Source organism: Vibrio sp. B1ASS3 (assembly GCF_905175355.1).
GTDB classification, from domain to species: domain Bacteria; phylum Pseudomonadota; class Gammaproteobacteria; order Enterobacterales; family Vibrionaceae; genus Vibrio; species Vibrio owensii.
The window spans coordinates 1,382,047-1,406,183 of sequence record NZ_HG992743.1 but is presented as its reverse complement, the minus strand read 5'-3'; the positions used below and the strand labels follow the sequence as shown (position 1 = coordinate 1,406,183).

23 protein-coding genes and 1 tRNA gene are annotated in these 24,137 nt (G+C 42.4%); 16 read left to right on the top strand and 8 right to left on the bottom strand.

Annotated elements, in window-relative coordinates:
• Positions 1-127 precede the first annotated feature (127 nt).
• The 8 genes from KJB05_RS24610 to KJB05_RS24575 all read left to right on the top strand — a co-directional run bounded on the left by KJB05_RS24610 (position 128) and on the right by KJB05_RS24575 (position 11,583).
• Positions 128-1,138: a DUF2804 domain-containing protein gene (locus tag KJB05_RS24610; protein ID WP_208446122.1), complete on the top strand. Its 1,011-nt coding sequence runs from the start codon at positions 128-130 to the stop codon at positions 1,136-1,138.
• Between the two features lie 9 nt (positions 1,139-1,147).
• Positions 1,148-2,005 (top strand): sterol desaturase family protein, encoded by an 858-nt coding sequence (locus KJB05_RS24605; RefSeq protein ID WP_208446121.1) that lies wholly within the window; start codon positions 1,148-1,150, stop codon positions 2,003-2,005.
• Positions 2,006-2,108: 103 nt separating this feature from the next.
• Positions 2,109-2,516 (top strand): hypothetical protein, encoded by a 408-nt coding sequence (locus KJB05_RS24600; RefSeq protein ID WP_208446120.1) that lies wholly within the window; start codon positions 2,109-2,111, stop codon positions 2,514-2,516.
• A gap of 439 nt (positions 2,517-2,955) precedes the next feature.
• Positions 2,956-4,506 carry a tyrosine-type recombinase/integrase gene (locus KJB05_RS24595; RefSeq protein ID WP_082309561.1) on the top strand — a complete coding sequence of 517 codons (1,551 nt, stop codon included), beginning with the start codon at positions 2,956-2,958 and terminating at the stop codon, positions 4,504-4,506.
• A 2-nt stretch (positions 4,507-4,508) separates the two neighbouring features.
• Positions 4,509-8,138: a VPA1269 family protein gene (locus KJB05_RS24590; RefSeq protein WP_042770327.1), complete on the top strand. Its 3,630-nt coding sequence runs from the start codon at positions 4,509-4,511 to the stop codon at positions 8,136-8,138.
• Position 8,139: 1 nt separating this feature from the next.
• Positions 8,140-8,907 (top strand): hypothetical protein, encoded by a 768-nt coding sequence (locus KJB05_RS24585; RefSeq protein ID WP_042770329.1) that lies wholly within the window; start codon positions 8,140-8,142, stop codon positions 8,905-8,907.
• Positions 8,900-9,385 carry a VPA1267 family protein gene (locus tag KJB05_RS24580; protein WP_052036771.1) on the top strand — a complete coding sequence of 162 codons (486 nt, stop codon included), beginning with the start codon at positions 8,900-8,902 and terminating at the stop codon, positions 9,383-9,385. Before KJB05_RS24585 ends, KJB05_RS24580 begins: the two co-directional genes overlap by 8 nt.
• Positions 9,382-11,583, top strand: coding sequence for an AAA family ATPase (locus KJB05_RS24575; protein ID WP_082309562.1), 2,202 nt, complete (start codon positions 9,382-9,384; stop codon positions 11,581-11,583). The genes KJB05_RS24580 and KJB05_RS24575 overlap by 4 nt, the downstream gene beginning before the upstream one ends.
• A gap of 42 nt (positions 11,584-11,625) precedes the next feature.
• Here the strand turns inward: KJB05_RS24575 and KJB05_RS24570 are convergent, their stop codons facing one another.
• From KJB05_RS24570 to KJB05_RS24555, 4 genes are read right to left on the bottom strand one after another with little or no spacing between them, the layout of a single operon-like run.
• Positions 11,626-12,165 carry a hypothetical protein gene (locus KJB05_RS24570; RefSeq protein ID WP_191686351.1) on the bottom strand — a complete coding sequence of 180 codons (540 nt, stop codon included), beginning with the start codon at positions 12,163-12,165 and terminating at the stop codon, positions 11,626-11,628.
• A gap of 60 nt (positions 12,166-12,225) precedes the next feature.
• Entirely contained in the window at positions 12,226-12,921 is a 696-nt protein-coding gene (locus KJB05_RS24565) for a DUF2628 domain-containing protein (protein ID WP_244142980.1), read from the bottom strand.
• A gap of 34 nt (positions 12,922-12,955) precedes the next feature.
• The gene (locus KJB05_RS24560) at positions 12,956-13,435 is read right to left on the bottom strand and encodes a DUF1240 domain-containing protein (RefSeq protein ID WP_042770331.1); all 480 of its coding nucleotides are present in this window, start codon (positions 13,433-13,435) and stop codon (positions 12,956-12,958) included.
• On the bottom strand, positions 13,416-15,290 hold the full coding sequence (locus KJB05_RS24555) for a LysM peptidoglycan-binding domain-containing protein (protein ID WP_052036773.1): 1,875 nt from the start codon (positions 15,288-15,290) through the stop codon (positions 13,416-13,418). The genes KJB05_RS24560 and KJB05_RS24555 overlap by 20 nt, the downstream gene beginning before the upstream one ends.
• Positions 15,291-15,532: 242 nt before the next feature.
• Between KJB05_RS24555 and KJB05_RS24550 the strand changes: the two genes are divergently transcribed.
• Positions 15,533-16,156, top strand: coding sequence for a recombinase family protein (locus KJB05_RS24550; RefSeq protein WP_241739714.1), 624 nt, complete (start codon positions 15,533-15,535; stop codon positions 16,154-16,156).
• Positions 16,157-16,310: 154 nt separating this feature from the next.
• Here KJB05_RS24550 and KJB05_RS24545 read toward each other — a convergent pair.
• Positions 16,311-16,381 (bottom strand) — tRNA-Gly (locus KJB05_RS24545).
• A 580-nt stretch (positions 16,382-16,961) separates the two neighbouring features.
• Between KJB05_RS24545 and KJB05_RS24540 the strand changes: the two genes are divergently transcribed.
• The 3 genes from KJB05_RS24540 (at position 16,962) to KJB05_RS24530 (ending at position 18,752) form a co-directional block, all read left to right on the top strand.
• Positions 16,962-17,480 carry a DUF4136 domain-containing protein gene (locus KJB05_RS24540; RefSeq protein ID WP_208445141.1) on the top strand — a complete coding sequence of 173 codons (519 nt, stop codon included), beginning with the start codon at positions 16,962-16,964 and terminating at the stop codon, positions 17,478-17,480.
• Positions 17,481-17,617: 137 nt separating this feature from the next.
• Positions 17,618-18,025, top strand: coding sequence for a hypothetical protein (locus KJB05_RS24535; RefSeq protein ID WP_208445142.1), 408 nt, complete (start codon positions 17,618-17,620; stop codon positions 18,023-18,025).
• 49 nt (positions 18,026-18,074) lie between these two features.
• Entirely contained in the window at positions 18,075-18,752 is a 678-nt protein-coding gene (locus tag KJB05_RS24530; protein ID WP_005435728.1) for a VTT domain-containing protein, read from the top strand.
• Positions 18,753-18,838: 86 nt separating this feature from the next.
• On the opposite strand, the gene KJB05_RS24525 is transcribed toward KJB05_RS24530, so the two are convergent.
• The 3 genes from KJB05_RS24525 to KJB05_RS24515 all read right to left on the bottom strand — a co-directional run bounded on the left by KJB05_RS24525 (position 18,839) and on the right by KJB05_RS24515 (position 20,513).
• The gene (locus KJB05_RS24525; protein ID WP_009704127.1) at positions 18,839-19,156 is read right to left on the bottom strand and encodes a hypothetical protein; all 318 of its coding nucleotides are present in this window, start codon (positions 19,154-19,156) and stop codon (positions 18,839-18,841) included.
• 95 nt (positions 19,157-19,251) lie between these two features.
• Positions 19,252-19,659, bottom strand: coding sequence for a hypothetical protein (locus KJB05_RS24520; protein WP_208445164.1), 408 nt, complete (start codon positions 19,657-19,659; stop codon positions 19,252-19,254).
• 209 nt (positions 19,660-19,868) lie between these two features.
• Positions 19,869-20,513, bottom strand: a complete 645-nt coding sequence (locus tag KJB05_RS24515) for a murein L,D-transpeptidase catalytic domain family protein (protein WP_039988942.1) — start codon at positions 20,511-20,513, stop codon at positions 19,869-19,871.
• A gap of 574 nt (positions 20,514-21,087) precedes the next feature.
• Between KJB05_RS24515 and KJB05_RS24510 the strand changes: the two genes are divergently transcribed.
• The 4 genes from KJB05_RS24510 (at position 21,088) to KJB05_RS24495 (ending at position 24,125) form a co-directional block, all read left to right on the top strand.
• The gene (locus KJB05_RS24510) at positions 21,088-21,498 is read left to right on the top strand and encodes an NUDIX domain-containing protein (protein ID WP_208445165.1); all 411 of its coding nucleotides are present in this window, start codon (positions 21,088-21,090) and stop codon (positions 21,496-21,498) included.
• A gap of 189 nt (positions 21,499-21,687) precedes the next feature.
• Positions 21,688-22,305: an NUDIX hydrolase gene (locus KJB05_RS24505; RefSeq protein ID WP_009704131.1), complete on the top strand. Its 618-nt coding sequence runs from the start codon at positions 21,688-21,690 to the stop codon at positions 22,303-22,305.
• Positions 22,306-22,313: 8 nt separating this feature from the next.
• Positions 22,314-23,012, top strand: coding sequence for an aspartate/glutamate racemase family protein (locus KJB05_RS24500; RefSeq protein ID WP_208445143.1), 699 nt, complete (start codon positions 22,314-22,316; stop codon positions 23,010-23,012).
• 357 nt (positions 23,013-23,369) lie between these two features.
• On the top strand, positions 23,370-24,125 hold the full coding sequence (locus KJB05_RS24495; protein ID WP_009704133.1) for a 5'-methylthioadenosine/adenosylhomocysteine nucleosidase: 756 nt from the start codon (positions 23,370-23,372) through the stop codon (positions 24,123-24,125).
• Positions 24,126-24,137: the final 12 nt, after the last annotated feature.

Sequence of the window (24,137 nt, the reverse complement as noted above, 5' to 3'; positions counted from 1 at the left end):
GGGTGACTGGTTTCACATTTCAGCTCATTTGAAGCCGAGAACTGAACCAATGTTGTGCAGTGGCGCAAACTGTTTGTTGTTAAATTAATGTTAATATCGAATGGTGTGTCATTGATTAATAGCGAGCATGGATGTGCAAACACCTTTGAATCCCTTTATTCAAGCGAATGGATTACCTCAATTTGGTCATTTAGCATCGATTCCCGAATCACTTCAGTTGGATGCGTTTCAGTATCTTAATGAGTTGGACCTACCTGCATCGAGTTGGCGAAAGCGATTCGACTATAAACAGTTCCTGTTTGTCTCGATCGTGACAGAGAAATACATCATTGGTGTTGCGATTGCCGATATTCGCTATTTGGCGTCTGGCTTTTGCTATGTGTTTGATACAGAAACTCATGAGCTCGTTGAACAGCAGTGGCTAAAGCCGCTCAACATGGGTTATCAAACACAACCTTCTAGCTGGAACAGCCACGCCTATCTCGCTAACGATGCCATTCAATTCAAGATTGAACATGGACTCTGGCACATACAGCTTTCAACAGACCTTATTCAAGCTGATTTGAGGTTAAAACCTGAGTCAGAAAGCTTGCCGTTGATGCTCTGCACGCCAACCGCGTATTCCGGTTGGACCTACACCCAAAAACACAACGCGCTCGCTGTTCAAGGTGAAATGAGTGTGAAAGGGCAACCACAAGATTTAACCAACGCAGTCGCTGGGTATGACTTCTCTGCCGGGTATATGCGACGGGAAACCAGTTGGCGATGGGCGAGCATTAATCATCATTGTGAAGGTAAAAGGATAGGGCTGAACTTTGCTGCTGGAGTCAACGAAACCGGGCATTGTGAAAACGTGATTTGGATTGATGGTGAACGGCATTTGATGCCACCTGTCCAATTCGAATTTTCTCGCCTGCATCAAGAAGCGTCATGGAGAATTACCTCACAAGACAAGCGCATCGACTTGATCTTCAAACCTAAAAACCAACGCTCAGAGAAAAAGAACTTTTGGTTTTTAAAGAGTAACTTTCGTCAGTTTGTTGGTTACTTTTCTGGCTATTTGATTGATGGCAATGGTATTAAACACGAACTTGAAGAGGTGATGGGACTCACCGAAGATCACTACGCGAAATGGTAGGAACGGACTATGGAATGGTCACAAATTACGGAACATCCTGAGTTATTGTTGATGTTGCTCGCGCCAATATTCTTTCTCTGCATTGCTGCAGAATATTGGTTTGGACAGCGTGGTGGAAGATTACCTGAGAGTGCTCGATATTATTTACCCGAAGTGGTGTGTAACTTTGTATTGGCAGGGCTTCATCAAGCGACAGATATCTTAACAGGGTTGCTTATCGCCAAGCTGTACTTATGGTGGTTTGGTTGGCGCTTATTTGATATCGAGATGACGGTTTCTACCTTCCTACTGCTAATGGTTTTGCAAGACTTTTTCTATTACTGGTTCCACCGAGCAAGTCATCGTATCCGTTGGATGTGGGCAGCACATGTGGTGCACCACAGTTCAGAGCGCATGAACTTCAGTACCGCATTTCGTCAAAGCCTAATGTACCCATTGGCAGGCATGTGGTTGTTCTGGTTGCCACTGGTCATTATTGGTTTTGATCCTAAGTGGGTGGTGTTTGTTGTACTGCTCAATCTTGGTCTGCAATTCTTTGTTCATACTCAGTCGATTCGTTCTCTTGGCCCTTTAGAATGGGTCTTCAATACGCCATCTCATCACCGCGTTCATCATGGTGTGAATCGTCAATATATCGATAAGAATTACGCTGGCGTGCTGATCATCTGGGACCGCATGTTCGGTACATTCGAGCCAGAAGTTGAAACGGTTCGTTATGGCATCTCAAAACCTGTTAACAGCTTTAATCCTATTACCGTGACGTTTGCAGAATGGAAAGACATGTTCAAAGAAGTGACTCGTCCAAACTTATCTTGGCGTCAGCGCTGGCGGTGTTTGTTTGCGCCTCCGTCTGACACCTTGGAATAGCGGTTTCTTATGGTTAACTAAACGCCATACCATTTATTCTTGACAGTATTCGGTAATGTTGTTTTAATGCGTACGGTGTTTTGTAAGTTTTAAGGGACGGACGATGGCATTTAATCGAGTTTTCTCAATTGTAACGATGACCGCCGCTATGCTCAGCTCTGGGTACGCATACGCAGCACCTGCTTTTAGTGCAGATCAGCTGTGTAAAGCAGGGTTAGCACTGGCGATAGAAAAGCAGCCCCGCGGGATTAAAACGGCGGGAACGTCAGGTCAACGTATTTTGCTGGCTTTGAAAAATGGCAAAAATGATTGGGATTATCGCTGCACGGTAAATCGTCAAAATCGTACGTTAAAGATTGACGCTAGAGACTTGAAGCGAAATGACAAATACCTTGCTCAAGCCATACGTTATCGCGTCAATGAAGGGAAGCGATCGGTCGAAGTCACCATGAAGAAACGCGCTGGTGGCGGGCTGAAAAACGACACGTTCACGACACTTCAGTTGGATTAACCCCAAAGATATGGGGAACATTATAACGAAGACGCGCCCCTGTATTTTGCAGGGGCTTTTTTATGCCTGCAGTTTGGGGTAGCAAATACAAGAGATTGATTACAGCCACAGCGTGAAAGCAGTGAAGTAAGAATTTAAAGGATAGATTTGGGAAATCTGAGAAAAAGATTAACTTAAGGGAAAGCTTGGAGCGGGCAGCGGGAATCGAAAAAGGTAGACCTAAAACGATATACTTTATGTTGCCCTATACTCTCCGCTTTAGAAACTTCAAAGCGCTGAGAATTATGCTCTTAAGCCTTGTTAGTCATTTCCTTAAGAAGAGTTCGGCGCATTATAGCAGTAAGATCTCACATTGCAACAAAAAATAATTCTAGTAAAAACACCTTTCAAAATCAAGACATCTGCATCATACTTTAATACTTCTGTACTTTAAGGGATTATGATGGATTTCTTCAGTTTTTATTCAATCAAGTGGGTCAGAACCACCGAATACCCCAAGTTCGATATCCCTATCATGTTTTTTGATGGAGAGCCTGCAATTGGTGTTAACCAATGGATCAGCGGGATGATAAAGCAAGGAATCACTCCTTCATCACTAGAAGAAGCAATGAGAGCAATTGGTCATTTGTATAATTTCCATAAAGTGCTCACCATCCATGAAGGTGACGATTATGATACCAATCGACTAATTGAAAAGTTTCTTGATGCTAAGATGTTTGGGACAGATCAGTTCTGTACGTTAACATCCGATTCTTATCTCAAATTAGCCTTTCTTGGCTGGAAGCCCGTCAAAGCCAAAAGCATAAAAACAACGTACCTTCGACACATTAATGATTTTGATAAGTTTCAAAGTGCATTTCACGGTGCTGACAGGTTAAATCCTTCTGAAACTGTCTTTCTATCCTCTTATGAAAAGTACCTTGCCTTTAAACAACGTTCAGGTTGGGACGCTTTATTACACCTTTTCCCAGCTCAAGAGCATGAAAAAGAAGAATTTTCTATTTCTGTTCGAGAAGACCGAGTCCATAAGCGAGCGAAGCGCTTACAAGACAGAATAAATAAGTGTTTTCCCGCTGACCGTTTTATAGAGCTAATAGAGACCCTTGGCAATCCCAGAGATAAATTAGTGTTTTTGATGTATGGCGGAGGCTCTCTTCGAAGATCTGAACCTCTACATACCTTTTTTGATGATGTTATTGGTATCGATAACAATCATATGCTTCGAGTTCGCCTGGATGACCCGACTTATGGTGAAATCTCGTGGAAAGATTCTGATGGCAACATCAGGAAAACCACCAGAAAAGAATACATGGAAGAGAATTACGCGAATGAGCAGTTACCACCAAATCACCCACTAAGGCACCTACAAACCAGAGATCAGGTATTGAATCGTAATGACGGGTTGCATTCTGGTTTTAAAGGAATGACGTTTTTAGAAGCATCGTTTACCCCTTCGGAAGCATCAAGCAGAGATGGCGAAGTGTTCTGGTGCTCCCCAGAAATAGGTCGTTATGCCGCTAAAGTGTTTGAAGAATATATGAACACCTACATTTATCGCAACCCTAGTACAGGAAAAGCAAACCCTAATGGCTGGCCGTGGCATCCTTGGCTGTTCATCAAAATAACCGACGATGAGTATGGGTTGCCTCTTACGATATCCGCTATCAATGCCTCATTAAAACGTTCACTCGCAAAAATGGGGCTGGCAGGAAAAGGCTATGGTTTGCATTCATTAAGGCATTTATTCGGATTTTATTGCGCCACTGTGTTGAAGATAGACATCACAAAGCTTCAAGGGATGCTGCATCACAGTCAGATTTCCAGTACGCAGATCTACTACCACTTATCGGATGCTACCGTTCGTCACGAACTGCTACTTGCTCATCATAAGCATATTGGCGAACCATCCGATGTCCCATTAGACCTTCCTGCTGTGGCAGATTTCGACCAACACTTTAAATACCAGTATCCAAACAACTGGCTGAGATAATCATGACACCAGATATCATCATTAAAGATAATGCTCACTTACTTGAACTACACGCAGCAGGAACACTCTCAGGCGCTTTAATTCAAGTCCCTTCATTTAAAGAAAATGAAGATCCAATACTGGTAAATCTTTCCTCTAACTTACGCTTTCAAAACACGAATGCATCAGTGCTAATAGAGCATATTGAAAAAAATCTCATGGCTGCTTTTAAACAAGCGCTCATTCAACTCTCTTTAGATTTTTACCGTCAGTTTCATGCTAACAAGTCTAAATCTCGTAACTTTACTTTGATGTCAGCTACAGGAAACAAAGCTCTTGATGCTTGGTTGGCGTCTTATGCGGAGAAAAGTCCCGTAAAAAATAGAAAGTCATTGCGAGGCTATATTTTCAGTCTTACAACAGACGAAGTCGAAGAGGTCATTGGTAAGATCATTGATGAGTTGATGATGTTTGAAGCTTGGGCTGATGCGATCACAGAAGAAGCCTTGGCAAAGCTTGACATCAACCTTTTCCCTGCATTACTGCTAAGCAGAAAACACGCTATAAGCAAGTTGGGATGTGGTCACATTGCAGAACAAATACTATGGTGCATAGAGCAACTTGATGATGTTAAACGTAAAAAGACTGCCAATGACTTAATTTCAATACTAGGTGACGCTGACTGCTTATTGATTTTTAGTGGCGAACATCTGGCAGAAACCAATCGACGAAAGTCTTCGCTGTATCGAAATATCTACCTCAAGCTGCTGTCTTATGGAACCGTGACAAAAAGCTGGCTTCCCGCTTATTCGAAGAAAACACCACGACTACAATTTCGCGCTCTCGCTTCTAATGATATTGATAACGCAATCACGCAAGCTTTCAGTAGTGATCGTAAGTCTATTCTAACCTCTCTTTGGTCTCGATTTATCTTTTGCACATCCATCGGGCAAACGTTGAATTTTCCGATACAAATTCGACTACTTTGTGGCTATTTATTCGATGAGGATAGAGCGACAAGACTTGGTTATCGAAAGATAATGGAGCAGCTTACACAGTCCGTAGGGTTAGGATACCCTCTGGAGATGTGCGACACCATTTATAAGCAGCAAGACTCAAATTCATTACATTGGTATGAACGCTATAAGATGGTTGAAAGAAATGGCGCTGTTACTGTTGAGTCAGCAGCAGATATCCCTATCGGTGTAGTAGCGCAACCGCTGCCCGATGCATGGCAAGATGCTTTATCAATATTCCATCAACAAAAATTGACGTCAGATGGTTATAAATCTGACATCATGCATTTTGTAAAATGGGCGGTTCAATACCGTGGGGCGCTAAGCCCTTGGGATGTAAAGCCAATTGATTTATACACTCCCTCTCCATTTATAAATGCGTCTGAGTGTTATTTTGACTACATCAATAACACTCAAAGCGTCAAATCCAAGAAGACCAAAAGACACCGATGGGGGCTAGCAAAAAGTTTTTATCGCGGCGTAGCAAACACACTGAAGTTGGAAGAGCGAGATGTTGAATCACCATTTAAAAATCTACCCAAAGTAGACTTTACAGGTCGAGGAAGACGCTCAAAAACACCAAGAGCCAGAATCACGTCAATGGTTGTCGATAAAATGGTAGAAATACTTTGTGGCTTTGATAGCAAAGGTGTACCAACGTACCAGTGGGCAGAGCAAATTTCACTCGCAGCTCTTAATAGCCATCATGCCAAAGGGCGTACTGACCATTTCCTAGATCCAGAGTCTCAACAATATGTATTTTGCCCTTCCAGAGCCGCCTCTCTCGCTTTTTTGTTATTGTTGCCGATACGAGGCGTTCAGGCTCGTTGGTTAGATCAAGGCTACTTTGACCAAGAGATCTTTGACCCGACAACCAAAAGCTTTAAAGAAAACCTATCCCCTTTGAAGCATTTTGAAAGTGAATACCATCGAACACAATGGGATGTGAATGGCGGTGCCGTTGGCGTTTTACAACGCCCATCAAACCGATTGATGTCGGGAGATTCCGACTTTTCCATTTATATCAATACGAACAAAACTCAGATGTGGTCGCCTGATGAAAAAAATGGATATGAGATCCCTTGGCCTTACATATCTAATCCTCAACACACCTATGAGAAAAGCTTAAATCATCCATACAATGTATTATTTGAGCAACTTCAATGGCTTGAACAATATTCAGCCGATGCGCAGCCTCTAAGGTTCGACCATCTTCCATCCGATAGAGAGCGTATTACCAATGCCAGAAATGTCATGGCAAATGTTCCGTTTATACTGCCTGTATTCAGAGACTTAACAGAAACTGTCAGCTACAAACTCAGTGGTAAGCACATTATTACCCACCCACCGATCAGTAAGTATAAAATTGAACGCATTTTTGATGAGCTGTGTTTAGAAACAGAAAAGCAACTTCGACAAGAAGGGCTTGATGTCACGCTAACGGATGCGGATGGAAAATCTATCTTTGATATCCATACATTACGAGTAGCTGGGATTTCTCATTTACTCGATATTGGCGTGCCTTTACATATCGTCTCGGAGTTTATCGCTGGACACGCTTCTATTTTCATGACCTTGGGTTATAGCAAAGCAGAATCGGATGTCATAAAGGAAAGCATTCTGCAAGCAAACGAGTCCACGCCATACGCACCATCAGCCAGTGATAAAGTCCTGCTAGGACAAGACAAAAGACAACTATTTGCTCCCAATGACCATTCCTCAGATATTGATTTAAACCATCGAAATATCGCAACCTTCGCCCCTGTCGAGGGCGGGATGTGTCCTCTCGGTGGCAAAGGTTGCGCAGGATGCTCAGAAGGTATGCCTCACCCAGAGGAAGATAATGCATTTGTTCCTGTTCAGGGCGGGTGTGGTAATTGTCGATTCTGGCTAACTGGTTTTGATTTTTTGATTGAACAAATCATGGAGCTGAATCGAATCATGTTTGTTTTAAAAGAATCCAGTAAAGAAATCCAGTACCTCAATGAGTGTGTTGAAGAGATTGAATGGGCGCTAGAAGATGCCGAGACCCCTGAAGAACGACAAAGACTTAATGTCAAAATCACTTCTACTCAATCCAGCATTAAGGGTATCGAAGAATCGCTAATCCCTTTAATGAAGGCATGGAAGAACCGTTATCTAGCTGTGTTACAGTCGGAAGAACTTCGGGACACAAACGATACCGAGTCAGGCAATAAACCCGCCTTGATCGGAGATGTGAATATCACCGCCAACTTGAAGTCAGGTTCAGAGTATCAATTAATACACACGATAGTTGAACAAGCGTACCTTCTTCCGAAAGGCTCCGTTCCTATTCCAGAAAACCCAGCCAGGGCGTTACGAGAGTTTTTAGATACTATCGTGAGTCACCTTGATTCTTCCTTTTTGTTTGCACGGATCAAAGATAAACACTTAGCGAACAAAGGTGCTTTAAAACTCGCTGATTATTTGAATGAGCACTTCAGTCAAAGTGAGATAGCGGCCTTGTCTGACGGACGATTAATGGAGATCAGCCAACTCAAACTGGAGAAGGTCACAAAAGCCGCCAACTTACTTCAGTCAATGATCGATCAACAACTAACATTACCCAAAAATCAAAAAAGCCTTACGCATCATATGTTAGAGGAGAACATTTGAGATGACACAACAACTCAATGACATTGAACAAAAATTCAGAGATGAAGAAGAAGCACTTTTCGCTCAATGTGAAGAGAAGTGTGGTACGCCCATTTCGAAGATGTCACTCCGAAACATAAGAAAAGCAGCCAAAACCATGCTGGCTTCAGGTGCGAAAATAAACAACTCAACGATTGCCGCTTTCATCCAAAACGTTGACAACTCAGATCTGTTTGAAAAAACAGAGAAAGAGAGCGTTCCCCCTAAATATCAATCTATTGCAAATAATGTAAATTTTAAGGCGTTTATCTCCTTCTATGTGATTGAACAAGATAAACGCATGGGTGCTAAAAATAAGGCTCCAGTAAGTCAACGGAGCGAAGTGAGTTTTCCTGTAGATCAATTAGATCCTAAATCAAGAGCTTATGTCAGAACACTTCAAATGCAGGTGCAAGCTTTAGAGAATGAAAGAAAAGTATTAACCGCCAAACTACAGGAACAATCGAGAAAGCAACCCATTAGCCTTGCGCTCTCGCACCAAACGACTGCTAAAAAAGGGCTTCCGACATTAGAGGTAATTTCAGACACCTCAGCCGAAGATGCTCTGTTCGCTCAGATAATATCAAAGTTAGTTAATCTACCAGAGCAGTTTCCTGAATACTTCCAAACCGAAACTCGAAATGAAAAAACGGTGTTAAAAATCGTCAGCAATTCTCGGAAGCAAGTCCTGTTTCGCAGTGACGAATGGAAATACATTACTGATGCTTTAACGGGACGGTCTCATGAGTGATTTTGGTTTAACAGAAGATGCCGACAAAAAGCTCTCTAGTGGCGATAAAAATGCCTCAAAATTCGAAACGTGGTTAAGTAGCAAAACTCCATTGGACGCCAATGGTTGTAAGATTTACGACTCTAAAACTTGGCTGCCACTTGTAAATGCTAAAACACATAATCTCGCAAGAGCGGAGCTATCCGCTCAATCAGGCGTAGGGCTTTCGGCATTGCGGCAAAACCCGAAAATTAAAGCATTGCTGGAAGAGCTAGAAACAGAGCTTAGAGAGAAAAATATTCTGCCCGCTCTCACGGAGTCAGGCAAAGTCGCTCAGGATTCACCGAAGAAATACGATCAGGGCGCTTCTCAGCGCCATGTGGATACAAATCGACTCAGAGAGCTTGAAGAAGAGAACCAGCGCCTTAGAGCTGAATTAAAGCGCTTTGAAGAGCTAAAAGAAATCATGAGCGAAATGGGTATGGGGGTGGAGCTATGATGACCGCCTATATGGAGATAACAGCTATCCATTTTGAAACCAGCAAAGAAGCTCAGTTCACAGGAATCTTCATACGCAAATCACAACCTGAAATGGTCTCAGCCAAATCTTATGTGCTGGTTCGCTGCCCTGTGAATGTCATGGATTTTGCCCCTTCTGAAGGTCAATGCGTTCAGATCACGGGAGATTTCGTGATAGTTGATGACTTGCGAGGGCATTATCAACTTAAACGCTTTGACTTCATCAATCCAAAGCGTGTGAAGCTGGTATTGCCATCAGCCTCCAATGAGTTTGTGAACTTTATTTCGAAAGAGCGTGATTTTGTTGGTATTGGTATAAGTAAAGCCAAAGAGTTGTGGCGCACCTATGGTTCGAGAATCTTTGAGATCCTTGAGAAACAACAACTGAACCCGTTACTGAGTATTCTCACCGAAAAATCGGCGGTTGCACTCATTGCAGGCTTTGAAAAATATCAAACCCTAAAGTACACGGAATGGTTTTGCTCTCATGGTATACCGCCTGCGATACAGCAAAAGCTCTTCAAATATCATAAAGATACAGTCGTTGAAGAGTTAAAGGACAATCCCTACTTACTTGTGACCTTCGGTATGAACTTCAAAGATGCCGATGAGATTGCTCGCTCTTACTTTCATATCGAACGCCACGCAGATATCCGATTTATTGCTGCGATAGAGCAAACGATACGTAACCATACCCGCTCAGGGCATACGTACATGACAAAGGGAGAACTAAGAAGCAAGTTGTTTGATATAATGCGCAGCTATGACGTTGTCGATAAAGCCATGCAAGTGGCAGGACATAAATTATCCTTCCGCATCGACCCTGATACCCAACACTATCATCCTGTAGGGATGTACGTCACAGAAGCGGTGATCGCAAAAAGGTTAGTGAAGCTCGTCACCTCTGAAGCTAAGTGGAACTACACAACTGAAACGGCAATGCATCAAGCCATCAATGAATTACCTTTTACGCTCGCAAATAAACAACAGCTTGCAGTCAAAGAAGCCTTGTCACACCACATTTCCATTATCACTGGCGGTGCAGGTACAGGAAAAACCACCATACTAAAAACGGTTTTAAAAGCTTACTCCGCATTGAAATACAACATTTATCCGATGGCACTCTCTGGCAGAGCCGCGATGCGGCTGCATGAATCAATCGAGCTACCAACATCAACGATAGCAAGGTTTTTAAGAGAGCCACCTATCGGCGCAGGCAAAAACCTTATTGTTATCGATGAAGCTTCTATGCTTGATCTGCACACCATGTATAAGATTGTGACGCATTCAGATCCGTCAGTTCGCTTCTTGCTTGTCGGAGACCGTGACCAGCTACCGTCCATCGGCTCAGGTTTAGTGCTGTCTGACATGATTGATTCAGAGCTTATTTCTGTCGTGAAGCTTGATATTGTGCAAAGGCAATCTGAATCCTCTGGAATACCCGAATACTCAAAATCAGTCAATGATGGGATCGTACCGCTAGAGTTGAGTACAGGATGCATTCATTTTCATCCCGTCCGTGACGAAGATATCGTGGAGACCTGTACAAGGCTTTACTCAGAGGCTCCCTCAGACAGTCAAGTGGTCTCTTCCTCAATAAAGATCACTTCAGAAATTAACGAATCCTGCCAAAAGATGGTAAATCCTGATGGCGCAGCCATGTATGTTCATATGTACAGTAATGAAAAACTAGAGACAGACTTTAGAATCAATGACCCTGTGATATTTACCATCAATGACTACCAAGCAGGCGTTCAAAACGGCACGCTTGGCGTATTAGAAAGCATTGAGTCAAGAGGGAATCACCTAGGTCGAGTAAGAACGGATGACGGCAAAGAGGTCAACCTGACCAGAGCACTCTTTGATTCGTTGAAACGCGCCTACTCGATCACGCTACATAAAGCGCAAGGCTCTCAATTTAAACGAACCATAGTGGCATTGGATGGCGCACCAATGGTTGACCGTGCGTGGTTATATACTGCGATAACTCGAACAGAAGATGAACTGCATATCGTTGGCTCCGAAGCGAACTTCAAAAAAGCAGTAACGAGCTTGAGCGCACGGTACAAGCGCAGAACTTGGCTGGACAAGCTGATCCACGAAGAGTACCTCTATGCCACCAATCAAAGAGAGAGACCTGTCGTCACACTTCGAAATCAATGGCAAAGAGTGAGTTAATCAATATCGTAGCTGCTGCGTTCACGCAGCTTGCGAAGCCTTTTAACTCGCAAAGCTCCAAATACAAGCCGCGATGTAGAAGGCTAAGCTGACATAGCCAAGCCCTTTTAACGCTAAATCATAGAGGTGCTCGTTATTCCTCTTATCGTAGTGATCCACGACAATAATGATACAGGCGATAGCAAGCATCACAAAAGAGCCAAATAAAACATAAAGAGAATCACCGACAAAAGTAATGCCATGCCCTCGTTTGGAAGGTAAGTAAATTTCTCCGTGGTTAATACCAAACAAACCATAGAGCACTAACCCAGCCGCAATCGATAGAAAGAGAATCCGAATATTTTTGGGGATAACATTCGGCTTATAAGGTTTACTTTTCTTAATAAACTCATATTCACCATTTCGTTTGTTTAGAAAGGACTTCTTCACAAACAGCTTCATGATGAACTCTTCTTCCTGTGACGTGTAGTACCCCGTATTCAGCTTTGAAAACATTGCCTTAGCAACTTCAGGGCTTATATCTTCTTTACCCTGATACAATATCTTCCGTTGCTCAAGGTGAAAGTAAAGGCGATTCAGCATCTGCTTATATTACCTAGTCATTTTAAGTCTGAATATCGTCGTCACCGAGTCAAGTCGGAGTTACTGATTGCAAATGACATCTCGACCATAGCTATCAACTTCTTCTTGAGTGGCAAACATCACGAATGAGCCACAAGGAATACGTAGAGCATTTGGATCATCATATGCCGCATAAGTTGAGTATGTATGCGTAGCAGTGTAGTAAATTGAACCACCCCAGATTGTTGCACACAGAGCTAGAAACCAAAGAACACTTGATTTATTTCGCCACCGCGCTGGAATCCAATCCCATAGTTGCTCGCTATGGAATGTTTTTCGATACAGGTCATAGTTAGCCCACTGGGAGCACAAGCACGCTGATAAACTCCAAAAAACCACATCAGGAATGACGACACCACTGACAAACTCAATTCCTGCTAGAGCAGCTATCCAAAGCATAGATAAAGAAAGAATTACCAAGCCTTTTAGATGCATACGCTTATAAAAGTAGTATATAAAACCACCAAAAAACGCAGCAAAATTAGAAATAAAAGAGATACGTTCTTTAAAAGACAATGCCCTATATGCTTCACTCTTCAGAATCAAAGCATGGCTGAGTTCATCTGCCCCTAGATTTTTCAATAGATGAAAACGGCGCTTCCACTTATTACTAACATCTAGGTCATCAATTGCATTTATACTATCTTGCAAACTATAAAACCTTTCTCGAATTAAACACCAAGCGTTGTTCACGCCAAAAATAAGGCTCAGCGTCACCGTGAACCTTCTCTGAGTAAGAACTCTTTCCTACCTAAAACTTTTCACACTGGCTGACATCTAGAACGTAGTCTCGAAGTAAATTCTTTTTGTAGCCGATCTTTTTCGGGCAAAGCACATAGCCGTTATCAGGAATGATCTTGTGAAGTAAGATGATGTTAGACACGAAGGAAAAACCACCGCCGATGATTGCTACTATAAGAAAAAACTTCTTTATATTTCGCAGAGTAAAATAACGCATTTTCATTGGCTGCGGAGTTAACGTTATTTCAGCTTGTTTATACCAAACGTATGTAATTAAAGGTAAAGATAACAGCGTGGTTATGCCAAGAATAGAACCAGACACTCCAAAGATTATTGACATAAAATATAGCGGATCAGCAACTAATTCCGATGAAGGATTAAAAATTTGTACAACATAAAATTGCCAATAAACCCACCAAGTAATAACCGAAATTGCGAATGCAGTTAAAACAAAAGCGATACAACCTATTTTATTCGCCATCGAATTCATCAACGACAGCCTCCACTAGTCTTTTCTCAAAATCAGTCTCTTTATCAATAAACCATACCCCAAAAGCAGAGAAAGCAAGGATACTTAAAGATACGGGAACCGTTACAGGAAGTGATAACAATCCTGCTCCAAATGCGACGATTTTACCCAAAACTAAAGCAGTACCAGCAACACTTACCGCATGAACCAAAAGCTTAGCTTCATCAACACCTAATTCTCTTAGTGTATAGTCATCGGTTAATAGATATTTAAGACCATTGATCCCTGAGCCAAGAAGAAATTCGGCTGGGGCGTAAGTTTTCACGTAACGGGTCATGCCTTTAACTGAATCAAGAGCACCCATTCCCATTTTCACCACTTGAGGGTTATCGGCACGGAAGACGCCACCATGCAAAATTGTCTGTTTAAACTTATCGTAATTATTTAAATAGAGATACTCGACACCATCGATGTTTTTGACAATAGCGGTCACACCCAAGCCACCAAGTGCTTTGGCAGTTTCTCTGGCATTATATAACCCTGTTAGCGAGTCTTTGACGGTCTTAACATCACCATTGAAGTCCCAAATCTCAAACAGTTTTTTCCACTCTTCAGGCGTAAAGATCGCGATCTCTGCTGTCTGGCTGCGATAAATCACCTCTATCTGTTTTTCACCTTCTTTAGCAAGGAAGTTATAGGCAGGCCAATACGTGTGAGTGGCGTTGATAACAGGAGTGTTAGCCGACACGCTTTGATCTTGGGAAATATTAACCAACTTATCATTGATGGTCGTATGTTGATATTTTCCCCATACATCACCTAAAGAATGGGCTTTTTCAATGGTTTTTATCGGATGTGGTTGATCCGATATGCTGCATTGTTCTGGTGCTTGCCACTCCCTTACTTGAAGTTTATCGCCGACTTTTAGCGATAATGGGTCTTGTTCATAAAGAGGATTTAGTGTCAGTAGTTCCTTGGGAGCAAGTCCATACTGAGCTGCAATATCTGTCCAAGTTTCGCTTTGCCCTGTATCAACGTGAGTCTTAACTGTGTGAGTTGGGGCTGACTTTTCTTTAAAGTCGCTTTGTGACTCAGTATCTTTTGGACGCTCCAGAAGATCTGTTTGTCGAATAGAAACGAGCTGTTCAATATCTAATGTAACTGCGTTCTCTTCAAGCCATGCATGGTTAATATTTGCTAGCTCTTCAGATGTCAGTTTTTCAGTTCTAAAAAGAATATGTTGAGGTGGCAGCGATTTCTCTTCTAGCTTATAAGGCAATAAAATAGAAGTGTAATGATGGTCAGATAATAGTTCATCAGACAAAAAGAGGGCTTTTGAACGAGTCAGATAAAAAGACCAACGATCATCACCCGCCACTTTGTATTCTTTGGCTAATACTCCATCAAGGAAGTGGTAATAGTAACCATGTGTAGCCCAAGCTAAGCCGCTTTCTGAAACTTGCACCATTAACTTAACAGGGATGTACTCAGCATGTATATGTGATGAGTTAATAGGCTTCGGTGTGATAGTTTGCTGAGTAATATGACCAGCATCAACAAATACATCATGAAGTAAGCTCTTTTCTTCATTGGATAAGCACTTAGCCGAAAGTAACACCTCACTCTCTTGCGTTGCTTTTTTAGTCCAACTCATGACTTTAGGCTCGTTCGATGTTTTAGCCAAAGACCAAACTCCCACCTGAAGCTGATTTAGTTCTTCAAGTGTACAAAGTATTTTAATATTACACTCATGGGTAGGTGTTGGCTCTGGTGTGTCTTTTACCCGTTCTGTCGATGGCGTGTATTGAGGGACATCATCCAAAACAGGTTTATAGCCTGCGCCTCTAATTCTTACCTGATCGAGTGGTTTCTTCATGCTTCGCTGCCTGATAACTTCCTAACACTCCAACATACTGGTTTTACGAGAAAATTAGAATAGTCATATTCACCAATTAGTTAGGCAAAAGGCATTTAACATTAGCGTTGTTCAATAAAGGTTCTCAGTATGATGATCATTACGGTACTTTCTGAGGTGAACCACATTTTCTTACCTATCAGATAGGTATGAGCCAAAGACAGGATGTCATTCCACTATCATTTAGAGATTGATAAACCTATATGATAGATTTATCTTATAACTATGTTAATGATAGAGGTATGTGCATTATGGCGATATACGGATATGCAAGGGTTAGTACCTTAGAGCAGAACCTTGAACAGCAGATAGCGTTGCTTAAATCGACAGGTTTTAACTTCGACAAAATCTTTAGTGAGAAAGTCAGTGCTAAAAATACAACTGACCGAGAGCAGTGGCAAAGGCTGATGGATTCACTAAAGCCTCAAGATCAGATTGTCACTCAATCAATCGACAGACTGGGTCGTTGCACTCGTGATGTGCTCGACTTAATTGATAGATGCAAATCTGACGGGATCAAAATTTTCATTGCCGACTTAGGAAGTATCGACATCACCAGTGCGACTGGTCAATTAGTTGTCACCACTCTTTCAGCCGTTGCCCAAATGCAACGTGAGCAAATGCTAGAAAAGCAGTTCATTGGCATAGAGAGAGCAAAGGCAGAAGGAAAATACAAAGGTAAACAACAAACTCAATCGACGATAAACAAATGCATAGAAGCGTTGAAGTATGTTGAAAAAGGGATGAGTAAGGAGAAAGCAGCGAAGGCTGCTGGGATAGGAATTGCCACACTTTACCGCTATATCAAACAAACCAATCGCGGATAGCGACAGGAGTGCCAACCGTTCACCCGAAGCAAACTTTAGGTAACAGTGTAGAGCATGACTTCAAATACAGCATCACACGAGATATGACTATATTTCTAGTATTGATAGGGAGAGAGTAGTAGCTGATCGAGCTAAAAGGAAAAAGTGTACTCTGAGCGCGTAGCGAGAATCGAACTCGCAGCATCAGCTTGGAAGGCTGAGGTATTACCATTATACGATACGCGCTCAGAGTACACTCATAAATCTGGAGTGACTAATCAAATTGTCTATGCTCTAGAGTAGAGCATAAAGTAAGGTCATTTTCAAACTAAAAGTAAATATACTTTAGCTTGCCTTACTTGCGGTGTCCTTCAAGCCCAATAAGATAAGCAATTCACTCACTCACCTGTTAGTTAAAGTATGATTTTGGGTCTACATTTATCGAACCCGCATCATCAGCTTGGAAGGCTGAGGTAATAGCCATTATACGATGCCCGCGCATCGATAGGACTCATCCAATATGCCAGATTAAATTCAAAAGAAAAGTCTTTTTTGCTCAATGAGTTGCTTAATGAGCAAATAAATACCAATTCGCTCAAAAAGCGCACGATGACGTTGGCGATAGGTAACTCCAAATATTGATCTGTTTTCTTTCTCAGGCAGTTATTTACTCTGTTCTTCGTCTCTCTCGCGTCTTGAATTTGAACACTTGGCATTCATGGTCAAGACTAAATGTTGAAATGATTCAATTTTTTCCCACACACGTAAAAACGAATACCACCATTTGCCGAGAGAGACCGGCACGATAATACAGAGGAGAAAGGGTATGTGGAAAGGTTTACTGGCAACACTGTTTGCTGTCTCGGTAACGGCTTGTACAACAGTGACGACAGACGTCGACAAGCAAGCGGATTTCTCATCCTACAAAACGTTTGATTTTGGTGAGCAGTCTGAAACCCCAACCAGTTTGGACGCACGAAGAATCGAGCAGGGATTGGCTGCTCAACTGGAATCAAAAGGATTGTCGCGCGTGCAAAGCGGCGGTGACCTTTATGTGCATCACGACATCATCAAAGAGTCCGAATTGGTGTCATCGAGTTCTAGCTTTAGCGTTGGTTATGGATGGAACAGCTTTGGCGTGATCACTTCTAGCCCTGAGCGTTATAAAGAGAAGAAGTACGGCAAGCTTGTTGTTGAACTTGTCGACACCAAAGCCAATCAAGTGGTGTGGAAGGGTGTTTCTAGCCGCAAGTTAACCGAATCAATGAGCACGGAAAAGCGTGACGAGTTAATCTCGGAAGAAGTGACGAAGATGTTTGAAAACTACCCCTACGGTAAAAAATAAATAGAAGGATAAATTTTCATCAAATAGCGCTAGCAAAGGTTTGCAAAACTCTCTTTTTACTACCGATTGAGAATTTGAATTGCAAATTTGCACGCACGGAGTTACAACAGCGTATTGTTGTGGTTTAGGTGAATTCTGTGCGTGCTTACTTAGTCTGTGTATTAGGGCTTTTTGTTGCGCTGATGGCTTTTGGTTTGAGTCAGGCTTCACCGTCGCCAAAACTTTCCCTCGCGGTCAGCTACACCTCTTCTTTGATTGATGGTGAAGCGCATCTTGAGAAAGCACCATTCTCACCATCTCGTAAAATTGCCGCCAGCTTATTCAGTCGAAACGCATTGCGCGTTAACCATTCCAATACATCACCAGAATCTGATGACTTTGATGTAGTACCTGCGCGTTGGCTAACGGTAGTTGCGGATTCTAATAAACGCTTTGTATCTAAAGTGGCTATGCCCGTTATTGATGTCTTTTATCCTCGCTCGAAATATCGACTTGGAACAGGGCAAGAATCTAATCTCATTTATCGCTTCATGCATGCTAGGTGATGCCTATTCATCTGTTTTTAAATTTAATTGTGATGTTTAGGAGTTTGCTATGTTTGATTCGATTACTCAGGTGCTGTTTGCGTTGTGGCACCAAGACTTTACCGCGCTAATGGCGCCGGGTAGTGCAGGGTTGATTTACTTTGTAGTTGGTGCACTTATTTTCCTTGAAAGTGGGTTTATCCCCGCAGCCCCATTCCCGTGTGACAGCGTGGTAGTACTTTCTGGTACATTGGCAGCGGTTGGAGTGCTTGACCCAGTTATGATCATGTTGGTGATTGTTGTCAGCGCAGCAATGGGCAGTTGGGCAGCATATCTGCAAGGTAAATGGCTAAACCGCTTGCCGAAAGTACAAGGCTGGGTGAATGCAGTACCAGCGAAGCGCTTAGAACAAGTGGACATGTTGCTGGGTAAGCATGGTTTGATTGCGCTGTTTTGTGCGCGTTTTATTCCGGTGGTGCGCTCGTTGCTGCCATTGATGATGGGATTACGTGTGAACCGAGTTAGTAAGTTCCATTACTTTGCGTGGCTCAGCGCGATTCTTTGGACACTACTACTGTGCGGTCTTGGCTTGTTGCTACCATTGTTGCCAGAAAAGCTAAACAAGATTGTGACCATGGGATTGATGGCTGCACCGGTTATTACCCTAACCATTGCCATCATGAGCTTTGTATTGGTGAAAGTGCGTAAGGCTTGGAGCAAATCAAAAACAACTCCGCAACTGCCATAATTGTTCTGGTAAGAAATTTGAAAAGCAAAAAAAGGCGCTATCACAGCGCCTTTTTCTGTATTTACATTGCTTGCAATGAGCGCGAATCAGTAACCGATGTTGTAAAGGTATTCGCCTGCTTCCTTACACTCAGTTTTGTAGAACTGTTCCATCTTCGTTTCATCCATGCCTTGTGCTTTGAACTCAGTCTCCGCAGAAGACAGTTGGCTGAATGTATAGCCGCGCTCAGCCATTAAGTAATGACGAAACATAGCACGATGCTCAGGAACGGCTGCACGAGCGTTAGAAGCATTTGCACACTCTAGAAGCGCACTATTACTCATATCTTCAGGTTTTGCTGCTTGTGACGTCGCAGCGAATAAGGTTGTTAGAGCCAAAACGGCGATAGTCGCGATTTTTTTCATAATCAGGATCTCGAGTTAATTCAGGGTAAAGATGAGATCATCCTTGGCTAGTACTGAAGGTATCCGTATTAATGTCAGTACAGTCAATGTGCGAGCTAAGCGTCGCGACTGTGTTTAAACACGTAAAGTAAATTGGCTTGCTTCCACCCCGGAAGATGAAATGCACTTTTGCTTGCCGATAACTGTGCACGACTTGGCAAAGGTGTGGCTTTGAGTGCGATATCCAATAAGGGTGGGGACAAAAAAGCGACCAGAAGGTGATACTCGGGTAGGACGCTCAATGTCAATTCGCCATCGTTGCCAGAAGCTCGACGACAAGGCAGTAGACCTAACAGGTCGCGCTTTAAGTGGCGGTAGTAACCATCAGGGCTCCAAGCGTCACGAGTATTCCAAACTCGATAAGGGACTTTTAACTCATGATAGTCATGTTGCGTAAGTTTGTAGAACGTATCGGAAGCGGTGTAGTTGGTATCTGCAGATTCATGATTTTGCGCAGCAGACATCTGCCCTGAAAACAGGGAGAGTGACAACAAAAGCAGTAGGCGAAATACGTGAACCAAAACTAACCCTAACACAAGATGGAATCGACATTCGTTTGCTGCCAATTGGTGGCGCTTGCGTATACTAGCGACTTGTTAACAGGATGAACAGTTTTTTGTCTATTAAAAAAGGGAGCAAATCTGCTCCCTTTTTGAACTTGGTAAAAGCTGCATTAAGCACTTGCGTAGATAACGCTGCCACCTTTAATGGTGTCAATGATTTCTCGCGATAACTTTTGCGGCAGTGCTGGGCAACCCCAACTGCGACCAAGATAGCCATTTTTCTTGATAAAAGAAGGGTTTGCGTAGTCTGCGCCATGAACCACGATGTAACGCTCACGTGCCTTGTCGTTGACACCAGATGTTAATCCATCGAGTCGCAGCGAGTATCCGTTAGAACCATAGTAAGTGGTATCAGTTAAAAACGTACCTAAAGAAGTCTTACGGGAGTTCACTACGTTAGAAAACTTTGTCGCAGTCTTTTTACCACTATTTACGCCGTGAGAAACATAGGTATTAAAGATAAGTTTTTTCTTATCTAAATCGACCACATAAAAGCGTTTTTCTGTAGAGGGTTTACTGTAGTCGATGATGGTTAATACTGGCTTTTTACGGTCATGTGCTTTTTTGTAAGCTAAAAATGCATCGTTGAATAAACTGAAGTCGATGACCCCTTCCAAATTGGCTTCTTTAAATGTCTTTTCAACAAGTTGCTTGGTAGCTTTAGTTTCAGTTGCTTTCGCTGATGAGTGGTGAGCAAAGGCAAAAGGTGAAACCGTAAGCGATGTCCATATCAATAATAAAAATAGCTTTTTCATTTGTACTAAATAAAACTCTTGGTGTAGCAAATTCAGCGATTGCGTCTTGCAGTCGTTAATACAGCATGCACATCAATTTAATTCTATTCTCAACGTTTCCTATTATGCGTAGTGACACGTATTACCGAACCATTTTTGGTATTTGGTAGAGTTCTGCCAACTAACTCGCTGAAATTAATCAACATTGAGAGGTTAATCGATGACTTTAAAAATCTTCAAGACAAATACTAGCCGATTTGGGTAATTAATAAAACTGTGTTTACCGTGATTTACTAAGCAGTGGTGCTAATAAAACGTCGTTTAATTATAAATGAAATAAAAATACCGTTTGAATTCAATGTATTTATTTCATACTTAGCATTGTGCAAAATTTTTTTAGACTGTGATCCTAGTCGTAACAAATCATTACCCGGCTACAGACAATTGATAGATTAAGCGAATACCTAATTCTGCATATTCAACTAAACGTGTAGCTAGGTTGTTGTATGTGGTCAATTTATTGACTATTGCTGTTCACATCATCGAAATGATTTATGTTAGTTTGCTAGAAAACTGTTATCAAAGGGCGATGAAGATGGAAGTTCATGAGTGTGTCTCATTTATCTTAGTTAAGGGCGATCAAGTGTTGCTGGAAACTAGAGCAAAGGACAAGGAATCTGACCCTGGGGCAATAGCAATACCCGGCGGTCATATGGAGTTTAACGAAACGCAACAACAAACGTTGTTTAGAGAATTGGAAGAAGAGCTCAATATCAAGCCACTTCAATATGGTTATTTATGTTCTTTATATCACCCAACTACAGAACTGCAATTGATTCACTATTATGTGGTGACCAATTGGAAAGGTGATATTCAGAGTTTAGAAGCGGAATCTGTTAACTGGTATCCAATAATAAATGCACCAGTCTCGACGGAAGTCGATCGCGTCGCATTAAGTGAATATCTTCGATTAAATACAGCGCTAAGAACCGTGTTTAATAGATGAAGTTCCATAAATAATATTTGTGACGAGTAATAATGTTTTTGATTGAATTGTAAATATCGAAAATATTCGAACTATCTTGTGAACAAAATATAGCGGATAAATACTTTGCGAAAACTTGATCAAAAATAAACTTTGCTTTCAGTTGGTTATGCTAGTTTCTGCAAAGGTAAGTTGAAAAAAGGGAAGTGTATGTCGAAGTGGTTAGATTGGGCAAAGCAGCTCCAGGCTATTGCTCAAGCAGGGGAAGCATACAGTAAAGATGCTTACGATCTAGAACGATTCAAAATGGTAGAAGACATCGCTCATCAGATGTTTGCTGACATCAGCGATAAGTCAGTTGCCGATATTCAAAACTTGTTTATCCCTGAAACGGGTTATCCTACGCCCAAAGTCGACCTACGTGCTGGGGTGATAAAAGATGGCAAGATACTTCTCGTAAGAGAGCGCGAAGACGGAGGGTGGACGTTGCCTGGTGGTTGGGCTGACGTATGTGAAACGCCAAGTAGTGGGGTGGTGCGCGAAGTGTTGGAGGAGTCTGGCCTCGTGGTTGCGAAACCGAAGCTGATTGCGATTCGCGACAGAGCCATGCATGACTATCAGCCGCCTTATCCATTCCACATCTACAAGATGTTCTTTTTGTGTGAATACGTTTCTGGTGAACCTAAAGAGAACATTGAAGTGTCGGAAATCGATTTCTTCGCGCAGCATAAGATTCCACCACTTTCACAGAGCCGAGTTTTACCAAGAGATATTGAAATGGTCTTCGATGCTTTTTACAGTGAAGATTTTCAAGTACACGTCGATTAAGGAAGAAAATGAAAACGATAGGTCTAATTGGTGGTATGTCATGGGAATCCACTTCGAACTATTACCAAATCATTAACCGTGAGGTGAAAGCGCGTTTAGGCGGTTTACATTCAGGAAAAGTCTGTTTGTACAGTGTCGATTTCGCTGAAATTGAAACACTTCAACATCAAGGTCGATGGGACGACACGGCTACGATTCTCTCCCAAGCAGCAAAATCGGTGGAAGCAGGCGGTGCGGACTTCATTCTGATTTGTACTAATACCATGCATAAAGTCGCGGACCAAATTCAGCAAGCTGTCAATGTACCGCTTGTTCATATTGCTGATGCGACCGCTGAGAAGCTGGTGGCGGATGGCATTAAGAAGGTTGGTTTGCTCGGTACGCGTTTTACCATGGAGCAAGACTTCTATAAGCAGCGACTCATCGATAAATTTGGTATTGATGTCGTCGTACCGAGTTCAGATGACCAAACGATTGTTCATGAGGTTATCTATAACGAGCTGTGCAAAGGAGAAGTGCGTGAGGATTCTCGTCAACAGTACCTCACTATTATCGATAAGTTAGTTGAAGAGGGCGCTGAAGCGGTCATTCTTGGTTGTACTGAGATTGCGATGTTAGTTGAACCTCAACACACAGACGTGAAGCTTTACGATACAACAGAGATTCACGCTAAGGCCGCTGTGGAAGTTGCGCTGAATGAAGCGTAATTCTCTACAGAATTGAACGACAGGATTAAACCACTCAAGGAAGAGTTATGAATTATCGATGCGGACAATGTCGCCAGTTTACGAGACAGAAGAGCAGCGCTGATATTTGCGGGGCTTGGGGTCATCCAACGGACGCGAACCGTGCAGCTTGCGATTATTTTATGCCGACGATCCGGGTTAAAGATCGTGTGGTTTCTCCTTTAAAAAGTAAAAATGGCTAAGTCGTTCTCATTAATTGAGAATTTCTTAATCAATCAGTATTAGTCGATTGATACAAACGATTGCTCTCTTGGGGATGTATTGTATAATTTGCGTCGCGTCACACTTTGGTGGCGCATATTTCATTTCAGGATTCCCATGTTGAAGAAATCTCTTGCTCTAATGCTTGCTGCGTACTCACTTCCTTCCGTTGCAGGTTCGACCATCGGTATTGTCGGTGCGATGGATGTCGAAGTTGAAGCGCTATTACCAAAAATCCAAAACCAACAAGTAAAGAAAATTGGTAGCCATCGCTTTTACACGGGTGAGCTTGAGGGCAAAACCGTTGTCGTGACGAAATCTGGTGTAGGTAAGGTCAATGCGGCAATGACGACCACTCTTCTGATCGAATCTTTCGGTGTTGACCAACTGATCTTTACGGGTATTGCTGGTGCTAGCGACCCTAAATTGGATCCACTCGATGTAGTGGTCTCTACACGTTTGGTTCAACATGATGTTGACCTAACCGCATTCAATATGCCGAAAGGTCTACTGCCTGATTACGAAGAGCGTTACTTCTACGCAGATAAAACACTGCAAAAATACGCATTTGATGCAGCCGTTGATACGCTTGGTAAAGAGAGTGTTTACCGTGGCGTTATCGCATCTGGTGACCAATTCATTGCAAGCAAAGTGAAGGTGACAGGTATCTACCAAGAATACAACGCAATGGCTGTGGAAATGGAAGGTGCTGCGTTAGGCCAAGTAGCAGATGCGTTCAAAGTACCTTATGTGGTTATCCGTACGATTTCAGACAAAGCAGATGGCTCGGCAGATGTTGTCTATTCAGATCTTAAAAAAGCAACGGCCGACAACTCAGCAAACATTACCCTTAATATGCTAAAGCGCATGTGAGAAAACGTTCAC

Excerpts from the sequence above, each read along its gene's own strand:
- KJB05_RS24590 (WP_042770327.1), top strand. The coding sequence starts at position 4,509 with ATGACACCAGATATCATCATTAAAGATAATGCTCACTTACTTGAACTA.
- KJB05_RS24600 (WP_208446120.1), top strand. The coding sequence starts at position 2,109 with ATGGCATTTAATCGAGTTTTCTCAATTGTAACGATGACCGCCGCTATG.
- KJB05_RS24510 (WP_208445165.1), top strand. The coding sequence starts at position 21,088 with ATGGAAGTTCATGAGTGTGTCTCATTTATCTTAGTTAAGGGCGATCAA.
- KJB05_RS24570 (WP_191686351.1), bottom strand. The coding sequence starts at position 12,165 with ATGCTGAATCGCCTTTACTTTCACCTTGAGCAACGGAAGATATTGTAT.
- KJB05_RS24580 (WP_052036771.1), top strand. The coding sequence starts at position 8,900 with ATGAGTGATTTTGGTTTAACAGAAGATGCCGACAAAAAGCTCTCTAGT.
- KJB05_RS24515 (WP_039988942.1), bottom strand. The coding sequence starts at position 20,513 with ATGAAAAAGCTATTTTTATTATTGATATGGACATCGCTTACGGTTTCA.
- KJB05_RS24500 (WP_208445143.1), top strand. The coding sequence starts at position 22,314 with ATGAAAACGATAGGTCTAATTGGTGGTATGTCATGGGAATCCACTTCG.
- KJB05_RS24585 (WP_042770329.1), top strand. The coding sequence starts at position 8,140 with ATGACACAACAACTCAATGACATTGAACAAAAATTCAGAGATGAAGAA.
- KJB05_RS24555 (WP_052036773.1), bottom strand. The coding sequence starts at position 15,290 with ATGAAGAAACCACTCGATCAGGTAAGAATTAGAGGCGCAGGCTATAAA.
- KJB05_RS24525 (WP_009704127.1), bottom strand. The coding sequence starts at position 19,156 with ATGAAAAAAATCGCGACTATCGCCGTTTTGGCTCTAACAACCTTATTC.
- KJB05_RS24520 (WP_208445164.1), bottom strand. The coding sequence starts at position 19,659 with ATGTCTGCTGCGCAAAATCATGAATCTGCAGATACCAACTACACCGCT.
- KJB05_RS24505 (WP_009704131.1), top strand. The coding sequence starts at position 21,688 with ATGTCGAAGTGGTTAGATTGGGCAAAGCAGCTCCAGGCTATTGCTCAA.
- KJB05_RS24540 (WP_208445141.1), top strand. The coding sequence starts at position 16,962 with ATGTGGAAAGGTTTACTGGCAACACTGTTTGCTGTCTCGGTAACGGCT.
- KJB05_RS24550 (WP_241739714.1), top strand. The coding sequence starts at position 15,533 with ATGATAGATTTATCTTATAACTATGTTAATGATAGAGGTATGTGCATT.
- KJB05_RS24610 (WP_208446122.1), top strand. The coding sequence starts at position 128 with ATGGATGTGCAAACACCTTTGAATCCCTTTATTCAAGCGAATGGATTA.
- KJB05_RS24595 (WP_082309561.1), top strand. The coding sequence starts at position 2,956 with ATGATGGATTTCTTCAGTTTTTATTCAATCAAGTGGGTCAGAACCACC.
- KJB05_RS24605 (WP_208446121.1), top strand. The coding sequence starts at position 1,148 with ATGGAATGGTCACAAATTACGGAACATCCTGAGTTATTGTTGATGTTG.
- KJB05_RS24560 (WP_042770331.1), bottom strand. The coding sequence starts at position 13,435 with ATGAATTCGATGGCGAATAAAATAGGTTGTATCGCTTTTGTTTTAACT.
- KJB05_RS24495 (WP_009704133.1), top strand. The coding sequence starts at position 23,370 with ATGTTGAAGAAATCTCTTGCTCTAATGCTTGCTGCGTACTCACTTCCT.
- KJB05_RS24575 (WP_082309562.1), top strand. The coding sequence starts at position 9,382 with ATGATGACCGCCTATATGGAGATAACAGCTATCCATTTTGAAACCAGC.
- KJB05_RS24530 (WP_005435728.1), top strand. The coding sequence starts at position 18,075 with ATGTTTGATTCGATTACTCAGGTGCTGTTTGCGTTGTGGCACCAAGAC.